11 protein-coding genes are annotated in these 15,267 nt (G+C 48.9%); 5 read left to right on the forward strand and 6 right to left on the reverse strand.

The annotated features are described in order from the left end of the window. The first annotated feature begins 61 nt into the window (after positions 1-61). Positions 62-1,642, forward strand: a complete 1,581-nt coding sequence (locus DW657_RS14480; protein WP_118313164.1) for an L-lactate permease — start codon at positions 62-64, stop codon at positions 1,640-1,642. Positions 1,643-1,993: 351 nt separating this feature from the next. Here DW657_RS14480 and DW657_RS14485 read toward each other — a convergent pair whose 3' ends face one another. Next, complete coding sequence (locus tag DW657_RS14485) at positions 1,994-2,938, reverse strand: DMT family transporter (protein ID WP_089543768.1); 945 nt, start codon at positions 2,936-2,938, stop codon at positions 1,994-1,996. Positions 2,939-3,121: 183 nt separating this feature from the next. On the opposite strand from DW657_RS14485, the gene DW657_RS14490 reads away from it, so the two are divergent. Both DW657_RS14490 and DW657_RS14495 read left to right on the forward strand, forming a co-directional pair. Beyond that, positions 3,122-3,937: an AAA family ATPase gene (locus DW657_RS14490; protein WP_118313165.1), complete on the forward strand. Its 816-nt coding sequence runs from the start codon at positions 3,122-3,124 to the stop codon at positions 3,935-3,937. 16 nt (positions 3,938-3,953) lie between these two features. After that, the gene (locus DW657_RS14495) at positions 3,954-4,955 is read left to right on the forward strand and encodes a DUF4435 domain-containing protein (RefSeq protein WP_118313166.1); all 1,002 of its coding nucleotides are present in this window, start codon (positions 3,954-3,956) and stop codon (positions 4,953-4,955) included. A 94-nt stretch (positions 4,956-5,049) separates the two neighbouring features. Here DW657_RS14495 and DW657_RS14500 read toward each other — a convergent pair whose 3' ends face one another. The 5 genes from DW657_RS14500 to dxs all read right to left on the reverse strand — a co-directional run bounded on the left by DW657_RS14500 (position 5,050) and on the right by dxs (position 12,030). Then, entirely contained in the window at positions 5,050-6,078 is a 1,029-nt protein-coding gene (locus tag DW657_RS14500; RefSeq protein WP_118313173.1) for a virulence RhuM family protein, read from the reverse strand. A gap of 110 nt (positions 6,079-6,188) precedes the next feature. Continuing rightward, on the reverse strand, positions 6,189-7,151 hold the full coding sequence (locus DW657_RS14505) for a type I phosphomannose isomerase catalytic subunit (RefSeq protein WP_118313167.1): 963 nt from the start codon (positions 7,149-7,151) through the stop codon (positions 6,189-6,191). Positions 7,152-7,218: 67 nt separating this feature from the next. After that, positions 7,219-8,676 (reverse strand): TrkH family potassium uptake protein, encoded by a 1,458-nt coding sequence (locus tag DW657_RS14510; RefSeq protein WP_118313168.1) that lies wholly within the window; start codon positions 8,674-8,676, stop codon positions 7,219-7,221. Positions 8,677-8,763: 87 nt separating this feature from the next. Then, the gene (gene trkA, locus DW657_RS14515; RefSeq protein WP_118313169.1) at positions 8,764-10,107 is read right to left on the reverse strand and encodes a Trk system potassium transporter TrkA; all 1,344 of its coding nucleotides are present in this window, start codon (positions 10,105-10,107) and stop codon (positions 8,764-8,766) included. A gap of 27 nt (positions 10,108-10,134) precedes the next feature. Continuing rightward, on the reverse strand, positions 10,135-12,030 hold the full coding sequence (gene dxs / locus DW657_RS14520; protein WP_118313170.1) for a 1-deoxy-D-xylulose-5-phosphate synthase: 1,896 nt from the start codon (positions 12,028-12,030) through the stop codon (positions 10,135-10,137). 199 nt (positions 12,031-12,229) lie between these two features. Between dxs and DW657_RS14525 the strand changes: the two genes are divergently transcribed. Both DW657_RS14525 and DW657_RS14530 read left to right on the forward strand, forming a co-directional pair. After that, on the forward strand, positions 12,230-13,636 hold the full coding sequence (locus DW657_RS14525) for an aminopeptidase C (protein WP_118313171.1): 1,407 nt from the start codon (positions 12,230-12,232) through the stop codon (positions 13,634-13,636). Positions 13,637-13,649: 13 nt separating this feature from the next. Next, positions 13,650-14,933 carry a serine dehydratase subunit alpha family protein gene (locus DW657_RS14530; protein WP_118313172.1) on the forward strand — a complete coding sequence of 428 codons (1,284 nt, stop codon included), beginning with the start codon at positions 13,650-13,652 and terminating at the stop codon, positions 14,931-14,933. Positions 14,934-15,267 lie beyond the last annotated feature (334 nt).

Below are 15,267 nucleotides of genomic sequence, written 5' to 3' on the forward strand. Positions count from 1 at the left end.
TCAATCACTTATAAAAAATACGTACTTTCGCAATCGAAAACATTAAAAAACTGAATGGCTTATGGCATCAATAGTTTCTATTATTCCCATCGTGTTGCTGTTCATCCTGATGCTCGGCTTCAAGATGGCAGGTCATAAAAGCGCCTTGCTGACGCTCGTAGTTACCGTGTTGCTCGCTCTCTTCGCTGCTTCGCCGCTAGGCATGATTGCCCCGGAACATGCGGAGGACAGCGTTATCGCCCTGACGGGATGGGCGGTGGTGGAAGGCATCCTGAAGGCGGTATTCCCGATTCTCATCATCATCCTGATGGCTATCTACAGCTATAATATCCTCGTGGAAAGCAGACAGATAGAGGTAATCAAGAGGCAGTTTACATCGATTACCGATGATAAGGGACTGCTCGTGCTGCTCCTCGTATGGGGATTCGGCGGACTGCTCGAAGGTATGGCGGGCTTCGGAACGGCGGTGGCGATACCTGCTGCCATCCTCATCGGACTCGGCTTCAAGCCGATGTTCTCGGCTCTGGTATCCTTAATCGGTAATACCGTGGCTACGGGATTTGGTGCCGTGGGTGTACCGGTTACTACGCTCTGTAACGAGGTGGCTGAAAGTGGATCGGCTTCGGCGGCACAGATTTGCGAGACTTCGGCCTTCGCCATCATCCAGCTGGCACCTCTCTTTATCATCCTGCCTTTCATCATCCTGACGCTTACCGATAAGCACAATCTTATCAAGAATCTCATCATCGCTCTCTGGGTGGGAGTGATTTCCGTGGTAGTGCAGTTTGTCTGCGGTTATTATCTTGGTTCGGAGACACCAGCCATCATCGGTTCGCTGGCAGCCATTATTGCCATCATCGCATACGCCAAGGTGTTTGCCAGAAAGAGCAAGGTGCAGGATAAGGAAACCTTTACGCTTGCCGAGAGCCTGAAGGCATGGAGCGTTTACCTCTTTATATTGATATTCATCCTGGTCTCCGGCGCACTCTGTCCTCCGGTCAATGCTTTCCTCAAGAGTCATCTGGTGAGTGCGGTTCATCTGCCTGTGCTCGACAGTACCTTTAAGTTTGGCTGGATTTCCAATGCAGGCTTGATGCTCTTCCTGGGTGCTACGATTGGTGGATTGGTTCAGGGATTGAGCCTCAAGAGATTGATGGTGATTCTTGCCCGTACCACGGTGAATCTGCGAAAGACGGTGGTGACCATCTGTTCGCTGATAGCCCTGGCAAGTGTGATGAACTATTCGGGAATGATTACTTCCATCGCCTCCGGACTGGTGGCTGTGACGGGCGACTTCTATCCTTTGGTAGCGCCGATGATTGGTGCCATCGGAACCTTCGTTACGGGTTCTGATACCTCTTCGAATATCCTCTTTGCCAAGCTTCAGGCTCATGTAGCCAACCAGTTGGGTATGACGGGACAGAGCACTTTCTTTGGTATGGAGGGCGGCCAGGAGAACTGGCTGGTTGCTGCCAATACCACGGGAGCCACGGGTGGCAAGATGATCAGTCCGCAGAGCATCGCCATCGCTACTGCAGCCTGCGATATGGAGGGAAAGGATGGAGAAATTCTCCGCTCGGCAATCCCATACGCCCTGCTGTATATCGTATTGGGCGGATTGATGGTTTATTTCGGTTGCTGATCTTCTTTCTGATCTTCTTTTCTTATATAGCAAAAAAAAACTGTCCTCATTTGTTATCTCAGATGGGGACAGTTTCAGTTTTATAAATCGACATTAAAATATCTGCAAAGCTTCTTCTCCTTTTTTTCAAGAACGCAAGCCCGCTAGGCGTCCCGCCGGATTTGCAATCCGGCGTCAAAAAATGTCCTAACCTATTTAGGCTCTGCGGATTTGCAATCCGCAGCAAAGGAGTGTGCTTTCCCTTTTGTTGGGGGATTACAAATCCCCCGGTTTTAATAGGTCGAACCCTTTTTTACGGCGGATTGCAAATCCGCCGGGACGCCTAGCGGACTTATGACACACCTACTTCTTTTAAGCATGTCTTTTCTCGTAAGCTAGACTGTGGTCGTGCTTGTCGATATCATGTTTGGATTTGCTCTTTACTACGAGCCATACGCCTGAGAATACGAGGATGGCGGCAATCGCCTGCATGCCCTTGAATACGGCGAGACCCACGATGACACTCACGGTGACCGATACCAGCGGCTGCACATAATTATATACACTCACCACGGTAGGGCGCAGGGTCTTCTGACCAATCATCATGCAGATGTAGCCCAGATAAGTACCGAAGAGAACCACGTAGCCCGTTTCCCACCAGGTGCTCATCGGAACATGAGCAAAGTCGATGCTCATCACGTGACTGATGGTGAAAGGCCATATCAGGACCGTTGCCCAGAGGAACATCCACTTGTTGATGGTGAAGAGCGAATACTTAGACAGCAGGTTCTTGAAGAGCGACAGGTAGAGGGCGAAGGAAAGCTGCGCCGACATACAGAGCAGGTCGCCCCAGATGTTTCCCACCTTGGCATTGCCAGCCGTGGCACTTGTCATGATGATGATGACGGCACCAGCGCATCCCATCAGTACGCCGAGCGCCTTCTTCCAGGTGATAGGCTCCTTCAATATCAGGAAGGAGAGAACCATGGCGAAGATAGGCATCGAGGTGGTCATAATGCTGGAATTGCTAGGCGAGGTCATGTTCAGACCGATGGTGTAAGAACACTGGTTGAACACGAGGGCGAAGAGTCCTGCAGCAGCAAACTTGAAGATGTCTTTTACTGGAACATGCTCTTTCTTGGTGAAGAGCGAGGTGAGCCAGAAGAGAATGGCGCCACCCAATACGCGGAAGCTCACCAGGTCGATGCCGTCGATGCCGTGAAGCATGGCATCCTTGCCTACGGGAGCCATCAGTCCCCAGAATGCGCCGGAACAGAAGAGGCACAGGTGGGCGATAAGAGGTCGTTTGTTATCCATTTTTCCTTATTTCTATTTAAAACTTCCTATTTTTGAATAAAATCGGGTGCAAAGGTACAAAAATTCGAGGAATTTTGCTATATTTGCGGTATGTTTTTTAGAAGTTAAAGAAGTTAATAAGTTAAAGAAGTTAAGACAATCGTCTTTTTCTGTTCTTGACTATTAAAGATAGGAGAAGATCTTATGCAGAAATATGCTGATTATATCAAACAGATAGAGATAGAATCTCTCTGGAGCGGTACCAAACATATTCTTTGGAACCTCGACCGCCGTGTCAATATCCTGAGTGGTGTAAACGGCGTGGGCAAGAGTACTATATTGAATAAGGTGGTAAAGGGTCTGGCGGCTGGCGGCGAATTCCCTAGTCACATGATCAAGGGCGTGCATCTGAAGGTGGAGCCGGAGGAGGCGAAGTGGATTAGATATGATGTAATCCGATCGGTAGATAGACCGCTGATGAATGCCGAGATGATCAACAAGATAGACCTCACCCTGGTTACCGAACTCGACTGGCAGCTCTTCCAGCTGCAGCGCAAGTATCTGGATTATCAGGTGAACATCGGCAACCGTATCATCGCCGTGCTTCAGAGCGGCGAACCGGATGCCGCCTTCAAGGCTCAGCAGCTGAGCGAACCGAAGAGGATGTTCCAGGATATAGTAGATGGTCTTTTCAAGGATACCGGCAAGACCATCATCCGTACTGCCAACGAAATCCGCTTCAACCAGATAGGTGAGCAGCTCTCGCCTTATCAGCTCTCGGCTGGTGAGAAGCAGATTCTCGCCATCCTCCTTACCGTGCTGGTGGAGGACAACCAATCTTATGTCCTCTTTATGGATGAGCCGGAAATCAGCCTTCACTTCGAATGGCAGAAGCAGCTCATCGGTCTGGTGCTGAAACTCAATCCGAACATCCAGATCATCATGACCACCCACAGTCCTGCCGTGGTGATGGACGGATGGACAGACCGGGTGACGGATGTGAGCGACATCACAATATAAGTGAAAAAGAAGTATTATGGCTAAACGTTTAACCGATAATATCAATTCCCTCTACTTTGAGGCCGCCAACAAGATGACCTCGAAGAAGGCTCGGCGCAAGATCGTAGCTTACGTCGAGAGCTACGATGATGTCTTCTTCTGGCGTTCGGTGTTGGGGAAGTACGAGGATGACACGCGCTATTTCGAAATCCTGCTTCCTACCCGCAACAACCATCTCGACCGCGGCAAGAAGGCAGCTATCAGCAATATGCTCAAGGGGGTGGGCAAGGATATGATAGCCTGTGTGGATGCCGACTACGATTTTCTGCGGCAGGGTACTACCGAGGCTTCTCAGCTGATGCTGGAGAATTCTTATATCTTCCATACCTACGCTTATGCCATCGAGAATTTCCAGTGTTACGCCAAGGGGTTGCATGAAACCTGCGTGATGGTGACGCTGAACGATACCCATATCTTTGATTTCGAAAGATTCATGGAGGCGTATTCCCGTACGATATGGCCGCTCTTCGTGTGGCATCTTCTCTTCTATATCCGTCATCGCAAGATGTCGATGCATTTTGATATGGCTGAGTTCGACAAGGTCATCGTATTGCCATCGGTCAGAATCCAGGACCCTCAGCAGGCTATCAATTATCTAGCCAAGAAGGTGAGGGCGAAGCTTTTCCAGCTGGAGCGCCGCTTCAAGACGTTCAAGGATGAGCTGCCGGATATGATCCAGTATCTGAATAATCTGGGGGTAAACGAGCATAACACCTATTTATATATACAGGGTCATCATCTTTTCGATCTGGTGGTTTGCCCTTTGGTGCAGACGGTCTGCGATACCCTGCGCAATGTCAGGGAGAATGAAATCCGTGATAGGGCGGTTCATTCCGAACAGGCAAGAACAGAGATGGCATGCTATGAGAACAGTCTGGGCAAGGTGAAAATGATGATGAAGAAGAACACCTTCTATCAGTTCTCTCCGGAATTCCAGAAGATTCAGAGGGACGTGGAGAAGTTTTTGAGTGAAGAGTGAAGAATTGAAAATCGGCGACCGAGAGGAAGCCAACAGAAGAGTGAAGAATTCATGTGCAATGCCTATTGAATTCTTCACTCTTTTGCTATAAGTATTAGCTATCTGCTTTATCTCTGTCATCGGACAATCGTTTCCGCTCTCTTTCAAAGTTTTCTAGGAAGTGAATTTCTACAGGAGAAAGGTCATTCTTTGTTCGTTCTTTGAATTTGTCGTATTCAGTATCAGCCTTTTCCTTTGCCAACTTTGCAGATATCTTACCTGCATGGGTAAGTATGTCTTTTCGAGAGATACGGAGGAAGTCGTCTAGTATGTTAATCCAGTCCTTCATATACATTGGGCGATGCTCTTCTGCCTGCATTTCTGCAAAGTCAAGATAGAGACTCACGATGCGATTCAGCGATTTAATCTCGTCTTGTGTGAGATAATTCTTCGCAATCTCGGCTTCTGGCTTTGTAGGCATAGCACCTGACCAAGTGGTGAGTCCCATGAAATCTTTTTGGGCATCTACACGTTCATAGATGATTTCCGCTGCGGTATGCCCATGTACAGAATAGTGCATTTTGTTTTGTACCGTCTTGAAGAACTTTTGGGTCATTTCCACACGAGGGTCATAGTCGATACTGAGTGCATAGATTTCCAGAACTTTGCGATAGAATACCTTTTCACTAGAACGGATGTCCCTAATTCTTGCTAGAAGTTCATCGAAATAGTTGCCGCCGCCTGCACGTTTCAATAAGTCGTCGTTTAAGGCAAACCCCTTCACGATATAGTCCTTTAGCACCTTGGTTGCCCAAATTCGGAATTGTACACCGCGATAAGAATGAACACGATAGCCTACGCTGATAATCATGTCGAGGTTGTAATATGATACAAGATGTTTTTGTGTCTTACCTTCTATAGCTCCATGTTTTGTGGTAGTTGCAAATTTTGCAACTACCATATTTTCATCTAACTCTCCCTCCTCCAACACATTCTTAATATGTCTGGAAATGGTGGATTTGTTGCGTTGGAAAAGCTCTGCCATTTGGTCGAGTGACAACCAAACGGTATCGTCTTGCAACTTTACCTCTATCTTTGATTCTCCATCGGGAGTTTGATATAATAGAAATTGTCCTTTGTCCATGTTCGTTTCTCCTTTATTATTCAAAGTTGAGTTTTGGCAGAGATTCAATAGTTTAATAAAAAGGTTCGCAAGGCAATAAAACTTGCGAGCCTTTTTATTTCTTTTCATTTTTATACGTATGTCTCCAGGAACTTCAAGGTTCCTTCTACCTTCAATGTCTGGGTAGAGGCAGGAACTACGATGCTCTCGCCGCCCTGGAGCGTAATCTCGTTACCCTCGTTGTCGGTAATCTTAGCCTCACCCTTCAAGCCAATCAGAATCACGAAGCTGTCCAACTCTGAATAATCCAGGGTCATTGGCTCATCGAGATCATAAACGGCTGTGGTGAAGTAAGGGCACTGCACCATGCTAACACCCTGGTTCTTGGCAGGCGTGTAGTTCTGGCGATAGTCTGGCAATACGGTGTAGTCGATGCACTCGGCAGCCTCCTTGGTGTGGAGCTGGCGATAGTTGCCATCCTTGTCCTTGCGCTTGAAGTCGTAGATACGATAGGTTACATCGCTGGTCTGCTGAATCTCGGCAACGAAACAGCCTGTTCCGATGGCGTGAATTCTGCCGGCTGGGATAAAGAAGCAGTCGTCCTCCTTCACGTTATACTGAGCCAGGGCATCGGTGATGGTATCATTCTCCACCATCTCCTTGTACTGCTCAGGAGTAATCTGCATCTTCAAGCCATTGTAAAGCTTGGCATCCGGCTCGCTTGGCAGCGCATACCACATCTCGGTCTTGCCGCGCTCCTTACCCTGCTTCTTGGCAATTTCGTCATTAGGATGTACCTGGATAGAAAGGTCGGTATTGGCATCGATAAACTTGATGAGCAGTGGGAACTCGTTTCCGAAACGCTTATAGTTATCTGTACCGAGGAAATTCTCCTTCAATTCTGCAACAACCTCATTGAGCTTCTTGCCCTTCATCTCGCCGTCGGCTACGATGCTCTCGTTGCCAGGAACACCAGAGATTTCCCAACTCTCGCCAACTTTCTCCTGCTTGATGTCAAGATGCTTGAAGGCGATGATCTTGTTTCCACCCCAGATGGTGGACTTCAATAGCGGTTCAAATTTTAATGGTTTCATAACTTTATTGAATTAGTTGATAAAATGTATTATTGTCTAGGATTTCCTATACCAGCCTCCTGCGAAACTAGTTTTCTCTCCAGAAGGCAGGTGTGAAGATTACCAGTACGCTGAATATCTCCAGACGTCCGATGAGCATCATCAGCGAGCAGAACCATTTTGCCACATCCGGCAGTTCGCTCCACGACATCGTCGGACCAATCTCCGTACCCAGCGTAGGACCTACGTTGCCCACACAGCTCAGGGTGATGGTGATGGCATTGGTGTTGTCGATGCCCATGGCTATCATGGTGAAGGAGATGACCAGGCAGATGATGAGATACGTGGTGAGGAAGGCGAGTAGTGTAACCCGCTTCTGCATTGGCACGTTCACACCGTCAATCTTCAGGGGCAGTACCGCATTAGGATGCAGAATCTGGCGGAATTCATTCTTCACCATTCTTACCAGCATCACGGCGCGGATACATTTTAAACCTCCACTCGTACTGCCCGAGCAGGCTCCGAAGAACATGCAGGCTGCCAATATCACCCAGGTGACATGAGGCCAGAGGGCTGCATCGTCATTAAACAAGCCTGTGGTGGTGATGAATGAAACCACCTGGAAGACGGCGCTGCGGAAGGCATGCTCCATATCGTAGTTGCGCATCGCCATCAGCTCTACCATGATGAAAGCCGTAAAGGCGGTGACGAGGAACATATAGAACTTGAACTCCGAGTTCTTGAACAGATCCTTGATCTTAAACTTGATGACTGCCGCATAGAGTAGGGTGAAGTTCACTCCCGAGAGGAAGCAGAAGAATGCACAGATGTATTCCAGCGCCGGCGAATGGAAGAACTCGGTACTGCTGTTATGGGTGGAGAAACCACCCGTAGCCGTAGTGGTCATCGCATAGTTGAAACTGTCGAAGAGATTCATTCCTGCCACATAGTAGGATACGATGCAGGCGATGGTGAGCATCAGATAGATGCTCCAGATCCATTTTGCCGAAGTGGAGAGTCGGGGATGCAGCTTGGTCTTGATTGGACCCGTAGCCTCGGCGGCAAACACCTTGGTCTGTCCTCCTACAAGTGATGGCAACAGGGCGATGGTGAAGAACACGATTCCCAAACCGCCTATCCACTGGGTGAGCGATCGCCAGAACAGCAATCCGTGCGGGAAGCACTCCACATCATCCAGGATAGTGGCTCCCGTGGTGGTGAATCCCGACATCGTCTCGAAGTAGGCATCCGTAAAGTTATTGATGTAACCGCTGACCATGAAGGGCAGGGTGCCGAAGAGACTGAAGATGATCCATGAGAGCGATACCACGAGGTAGGCATCACGGCGCGACATCGAATTGTCTGCTCCATGTCCCCTCCATTTCAGGATGAGTCCGCCGCCGATGGTGGTCAGTGTAGCTACCACGAAAGCGAAGATGTCGTCCTGCTGGTAGTAGTATGCCACCAGCAGACTGACGAAGAGCAGGAATGCCTCGATGAAAAGCAACTGTCCCAGTATCTTGTATATCAACTTGCTGTTTATCATTCCCTCTTGTCTTTATACCTTATTATATATATCATATCTGTCTATATCTTATTATATATATAGAATATACCTTATTATATATAGAGACTAAATGAAATATTTCTCAATTTTCTTCATATTGATGTTGTGGCAGAATACCATTACCGAGTCGCCCGCTTCTATCTGGGTGTTACCCGAAACCAGCATTCCTTCGCCGTTTCTCACCAGACCACCGATGGTAACACCGATAGGCATTCCCAGGTCTTTTACCGGTTTTTGGGTAACCTTGGAATCTTCCTTGGCGATGAATTCAGCTACATCGGCGTTGGCGCTCATCAGGAACCTGACGTTCATCACGTCGGCATCGAGCATCATCTGATAGATGTAGCTGGCAGCAATCATCTTCTTGTTGATGATGGTACCGATATCCAGACTTTCTGCCATGCTCACGTAATCCACGTTTTCTACGGCAGCCACGGTCTTGCGCACACCCATTCTCTTGGCGGTGAGGCAGGCGAGGATATTGGTTTCCGCATTTCCCGTCAGCGCCACGAAAGCCTGGGTGCTTCTGATTCCTTCCTCAGTGAGGAGAGGGATGTCGCGGCCATCGCCGTGGATGATAAGGATATGATTGTCGTCGAGGATATCGTTGAGATATTCGCAGCGATTCTCATCCTTCTCGATAATCTTGCACTCCATGTATTCCGGCATCTTCTTCACGGCTCTTACGGCAGTGCGTCCGCCACCCATCACCATCACGTTCTTCACATCCACATAATGCTCCTTTCCCACAATCTTGCGGATGTAGGGAATGTAGTTGCGGGTGGTCATGAAGTAGGCGAGGTCGTAGAGCTTCAGCTCATCGTTACCACCCGGGATGATGGTTTCGCTGCCTCGCTTGATGGCTACCACGTGGTAAGGGTCGTTGGGACCGCTGATGTTCTTGAGCGGCTCGTTGAGGATTTCGCATCCCTCACGCAGCTTGATGCCGAGCATCACGAGGGCGCCGTCGTGCACATCCCAGCGCTGGCGCACCCAACTCATCTTGAGTCCGTTGTTGATATCTACGGCAGCGAGCATCTCCGGATAGATGAGCTTGCTGATACCGAGTTCCTTGAAGAATTCCTGTGCCTGCGGTTCCATGTATTCCGGATTGTCCACACGTGCCACGGTGCGCTTGGCACCGAGATTCTTGGCAAGGATGCTGGAGGTGATATTGGTACTCTCCACCGGGGTGACCGCGATGAAGAGATCCGTATCCTCAACACCGGCATCCCTCAGGGTCTGCAGACTGGTAGGCTTTCCTATCATGGTGAGCAGATCGCAGTCGGAGCCGATGCTTGCCAGGCGCTCTTCGCTTTCATCGATGAGTGTAATCTCCTCCTGGCTGCGCGACAGGAGTCGCGCCAGGTGGGTACCGATGGCATAGGCGCCAGCTATGATGATTTTCATATTGATGAATATTTAAATTTCGATGCTCTATTTTCCGATAATGGCATTCTTGATGCTCTCATGGTCGAGATGTACAATCTCGCGCAGCTGTTCTACGGTGCCATGCTCCACAAAGTCGTCTGGCAATCCCAGGCGGGTTATCTGTGGCTGATAGCCGTGGTCGCTCATCCATTCGAGAACGGCAGCTCCCATTCCGCCTATTCTTGCACCATCTTCTATGGTCACGATGCGCTTGAACTTCTTGCCCACCTCGGTGAGGATGTTTTCATCCAGCGGCTTCACGAATCGCATATCGTAGTGAGCAACGCTCATCTTCGTTTCCTTCTCTACCTCTTCGATGGCGTGGATGGCATCGTTTCCGATAGGGCCGAGGGTGAGCACGGCTACATCTTCTCCGTCTTTCAGCTTTCTGCCGGTACCGGTCTTGATTTCCTCCATCTTGTTGCGCCAATCTACAAGCACACCGCAGCCACGAGGATAACGGATCACGTAGCTTCCGTGGTCTGGCAGCTGGGCTGAATACATCAGGTTGCGCAGTTCGTGCTCATCCATCGGCGAAGCGATGGTGAGATGCGGGATAGGGCGCAGGGCTGCCAGGTCGAAGGCGCCATGATGGGTAGGACCATCTTCTCCTACCAGTCCGGCACGGTCGAGGCAGAGCACTACCGGCAGATTGAGGAGTGCCATGTCGTGGATGATATTGTCGTAGGCACGCTGTGCAAACGAACTGTAGATGTTGCAGAAAGGAATCAGACCATCCTTTGCCATACCCCCCGAGAAGGTGACAGCGTGGCCCTCGGCGATACCTACGTCGAAGGTGCGGTTTGGCATCGCCTTCATCATGATGTTCATAGAGCATCCTGTAGGCATGGCTGGCGTCACACCTACGATCTTTGGGTTCTGCTCGGCAAGTTCCAGCAGGGTCTTTCCGAAGACATCCTGGAACTTAGGAGGCTTGTTGCTGTTGTCGGCAATGATTCTCTCGCCGGTTTCCGGGTCAAACTTACCTGGTGCATGCCAGATGGTAGCACACTTCTCGGCTGGTTCGTATCCCTTGCCCTTGGTGGTGTGCAGGTGGAGCAGCTTAGGGCCTTTCATGCTTCTGAGCTGCTTCAGGATTCTTACCACTTCCTTTACATCATGACCGTCGAATGGTCCGAAGTATCGGATGTTCATTCCTTCGAAGATATTCTGCTGATGGCTTAATACCGACTTGAAGGCATTGTTCAGCCGGATGATGCCGTTCTTGCGGTTATCATTGAGAATACCCTTGGAGTGGAGCCACTGCGAAGCCTTGAAGCGAATCTTGTTGTAGGTCTCGTTGGTGTCGAGCTGGAGGAGATACTTCTCCATGCCACCCACGGCACGGTCGATGCTCATATCATTATCGTTGAGGATGATGAGCATATCGTTTGGAGTACTTGATACATTGTTGAGTCCTTCGAAAGCTAAACCACCGCTCATCGCACCATCGCCGATAACGGCTACTACGTGGCGGTCTTTGTTGCCTGTTTCGCGTGCTGCCACCGCCATACCCAGAGCTGCCGAGATAGAGTTGCTGGCATGTCCGCAGGTGAAGGTGTCGTATTCACTTTCAAGCGGTGTTGGGAATGGACGGATGCCATGGAGCTTTCTGTTGGTGCAGAATGCCTCACGTCTTCCGGTCAGAATCTTATGTCCGTATGCCTGATGGCCTACATCCCAGACGATGCGGTCTTCAGGAGTATTGTACACGTAGTGTAAAGCTACGGTGATTTCCACAACACCCAGAGAGGAAGCAAAATGGCCAGGGTTTACAGCCACTTCGTCGATGATGTCTTCTCTCAATTCTTTGCATACCTCTGGCAACTGATTAATGCTCAGTTTGCGCAAATCATTAGGATATTTGATATTGCTTAACAGACTAAACTTACTTTTGTCCATAATTTAATAATTTTATAAGTGCAAAGGTAATGCTTTTTTTCATAAAATAACATTTTTATGGGGAGAATTTCGCTTTTTTCGATAATTCTTTGTATTTTTGCAAAAAAATAAGAAGGAATCAGCAAAAGGAGGGGAACCTTTCGTTCTCCCCGGTTGCGCTTTTCCAGTAAATAAGTAACTAAACATAAAGATTAAATAAATGAAAAAGAACCTATTCTTTGTGGGAGCCTTGATGATGGCTTCCCTCTCGATGATGGCGCAGACCAAGAATGGCGGCATCAATCAGACTATGCTCCAGCAGATGGAGAAAAGCCAGACTGGCGGTGTGACCAACAAGGCTTTGTTTAACGCTATCGCTGGCAACAACATCGATGATCTCGTGAAGAATCATGCCAATGAGGCTCCGGTAGATACTCATTTCAGTATCGAGACTCCTTCTCAGAGCATCCATAACCAGAAGAGTTCCGGCCGCTGCTGGATGTTCAGCGGCTTCAATGTACTCCGTTCCAACTTTGCTGTCAACGACAAGCAGGGTAGAGTAGTAGAGTTCTCTCAGGACTATCTTTTCTTCTACGACCAGCTGGAGAAGGCTAACCTGATGCTCCAGGGTGTCATCGACCTCGGCAAGAAGAGCCTGGAGGATCCTCAGGTGCAGTTCTTCTTCAAGAATCCGCTCAATGACGGTGGTACTTTCTGCGGTGTTGCCGACCTGGCTAGCAAGTACGGTCTCGTACCAATGAGCGCTCAGCCAGAGACTTATTCCAGCAACAATACTTCCAAGATGAGCCGTCTCATCAGCAGCAAGCTCCGCGAGTATGGTCTCGAGCTCCGCAAGATGGTAGCCCATGGCAAGAAACCTGCTGCTATCCAGGCTCGTAAGACCGAGATGCTTGCCCAGGTTTATCACATGCTCAGCCTTACTCTGGGTGAGCCGGTGAAGGAGTTTACCTATGCATTCCGCGACAAGGACGGCAAGCAGGTAGGCGAGGCTAAGAAATATACTCCTAAGAGTTTCTATGAGGAGACTGTTGGCAAGGACCTCAACGGTACCTTCCTGATGGTGATGAACGACCCACGTCGTCCTTATCACAAGACATACGAGGTAGAGTACGACCGCCATACCTATGATGGTCATAACTGGAAGTACCTGAACCTGCCTGTGGAGGAGATTGCTCAGCTCGCCATCGCTTCCCTGAAGGATGGTCATAAGATGTATTCCAGCTACGATGTGGGCAAGCAGCTCGACAGAAAGCGTGGCTATCTGGCACTCGACAACTTCGATTATGCCAGCCTCTTCAACACTTCATTCCCAATGAACAAGGCTGACCGCATCGCTACTTTCGAGAGCGGTTCTACCCATGCCATGACTCTGACTGCGGTAGATCTCGATGCTGCCGGCAAGCCTGTGAAGTGGAAGGTGGAGAACAGCTGGGGTGCTGACAATGGTTTTGGCGGATGCTTCATCATGACCAACGATTGGTTCAACGAGTACATGTTCCGCCTGGTAGTAAACAAGAAGTATGCTTCTGAGCAGCTTCTGAAGGAATTCGACCAGAAGCCAACCATGTTGACTCCTGACGATCCTTTGTTCCAGTTGGAGGATTAATACCTATCTTATTATGTTAGAGAAAAATAAGCGGGAGCGCATCATTGCGCTCGTCAACAAGGAAGTTGTGCCTGCCATCGGATGTACCGAACCGATGGCTGTGGCTCTCTGTACAGCTAAGGCTGCTACCACTCTGGGTAAGCGTCCGGAGCGCATCGAGGTACGCTTGAGTCCCAATATGCTCAAGAATGCGATGGGTGTGGGTATTCCAGGAACCGGTATGATCGGTCTGCCTATCGCAGTTTCGCTCGGCGCCCTCATCGGAAAGCCAGAGTATGAACTCGAGGTTCTCAAGGATCTTACTCCTGATACCCTGGAGCTGGGCAAACAGTATATCCAGAATGCTGACATCAACATCAAACTGAAGCAGGGCGATGTAGATAAACTCTATATCGAGGTTATCTGCTATGCCGGCACCGGCAGGGCTACAGCTATCATTGCCGGTTCTCATACCAACTTTGTGTATGTAGAGCGCAATGGTGAGGTGGTTTTCGACAAGCGTGGTGGAGCTGCGGCTGATGTGGAGGATGACGATATCCAGTTGAATCTCCGCTTGGTTTACGAATTCGCAACCACCGCTCCGCTCGATGAGATTCGCTTCATCCTCAAGACCAAGGAATATAATATGAAGGCTGCCGAGGAATCTATCAAGGGCAACTATGGCCACTGTCTGGGTAAGACGATGGACCGTCCTTTGAGCCGTGGTATCTTCGGCAACAACATTTTCTCGCATATCCTCTCACGCACCGCTTCTGCCTGTGATGCCCGAATGGGTGGAGCCATGATTCCGGTGATGAGTAACAGTGGCAGTGGCAACCAGGGTATCTGTGCCACCAATCCGGTGGTGGTTTATGCCTTGGAAAACGAGAATACCGAGGAAGAGCTGATCCGTGCCTTGATGCTCAGTCACTTAACGGCCATCTATATCAAGCAGAGCCTGGGTAAGCTCTCAGCTCTCTGCGGTTGCGTGGTAGCCAGTACGGGTAGCAGTTGCGGTATCACCTATCTGATGGGTGGTGATTTTACCCATATCTGCAACTCAGTCAAGAATATGGTGGCAAACCTTACCGGTATGATCTGCGACGGTGCCAAGCCAAGCTGCGCCCTGAAGATTTCATCGGGTGTGAGTACAGCCTTGCTTTCTGCTCTTCTTTCCATGGAGGGTAAGTGCGTAACTTCTGCCGAGGGTATCGTGGATGATGATGTGGATAAGTGTATCCACAACCTCACCTCTATCGGTGCCGATGCGATGAAGACCACCGATGATATGGTGCTTGATATCATGACGCATAAATAATTAGGTATCATGACGCATAAATAAATAGAAGTGTAGATTTTACGTTATTTATAAATGGAAGACCATAAAGGCTCGCAAGAATCTCTCTTGTGAGCCTTTTTTTGGAATGTTTTTCTACTTTTTGCTTAAAAAGTCTTAAAATAATGAATTTTGTTTCATTAAAAACCAGTTCGTATTAAAATTTAATATATCTTTGCAGCGGCTAACTTAAATTAATAAGGATTAAATAACATTGGCTAACTTCAATAAGTAAGCCGAATAACATCGGCTGAATTAAATGATTGGACCAAATAACATTTTTTAAACTACCTTAATTCCGCAACACTATAATTTA

Origin of the sequence: Prevotella sp. AM23-5 (assembly GCF_003473645.1) — a bacterium.
GTDB classification, from domain to species: Bacteria; Bacteroidota; Bacteroidia; order Bacteroidales; family Bacteroidaceae; genus Prevotella; species Prevotella copri_A.

Bases quoted from the DNA above. Each gene is read 5' to 3' on its own strand.
- DW657_RS14530 (WP_118313172.1), top strand. From the start codon at position 13,650: ATGTTAGAGAAAAATAAGCGGGAGCGCATCATTGCGCTCGTCAACAAG.
- dxs (WP_118313170.1), bottom strand. From the start codon at position 12,030: ATGGACAAAAGTAAGTTTAGTCTGTTAAGCAATATCAAATATCCTAAT.
- DW657_RS14490 (WP_118313165.1), top strand. From the start codon at position 3,122: ATGCAGAAATATGCTGATTATATCAAACAGATAGAGATAGAATCTCTC.
- DW657_RS14495 (WP_118313166.1), top strand. From the start codon at position 3,954: ATGGCTAAACGTTTAACCGATAATATCAATTCCCTCTACTTTGAGGCC.
- DW657_RS14505 (WP_118313167.1), bottom strand. From the start codon at position 7,151: ATGAAACCATTAAAATTTGAACCGCTATTGAAGTCCACCATCTGGGGT.
- DW657_RS14500 (WP_118313173.1), bottom strand. From the start codon at position 6,078: ATGGACAAAGGACAATTTCTATTATATCAAACTCCCGATGGAGAATCA.
- trkA (WP_118313169.1), bottom strand. From the start codon at position 10,107: ATGAAAATCATCATAGCTGGCGCCTATGCCATCGGTACCCACCTGGCG.
- DW657_RS14480 (WP_118313164.1), top strand. From the start codon at position 62: ATGGCATCAATAGTTTCTATTATTCCCATCGTGTTGCTGTTCATCCTG.
- DW657_RS14525 (WP_118313171.1), top strand. From the start codon at position 12,230: ATGAAAAAGAACCTATTCTTTGTGGGAGCCTTGATGATGGCTTCCCTC.
- DW657_RS14510 (WP_118313168.1), bottom strand. From the start codon at position 8,676: ATGATAAACAGCAAGTTGATATACAAGATACTGGGACAGTTGCTTTTC.
- DW657_RS14485 (WP_089543768.1), bottom strand. From the start codon at position 2,938: ATGGATAACAAACGACCTCTTATCGCCCACCTGTGCCTCTTCTGTTCC.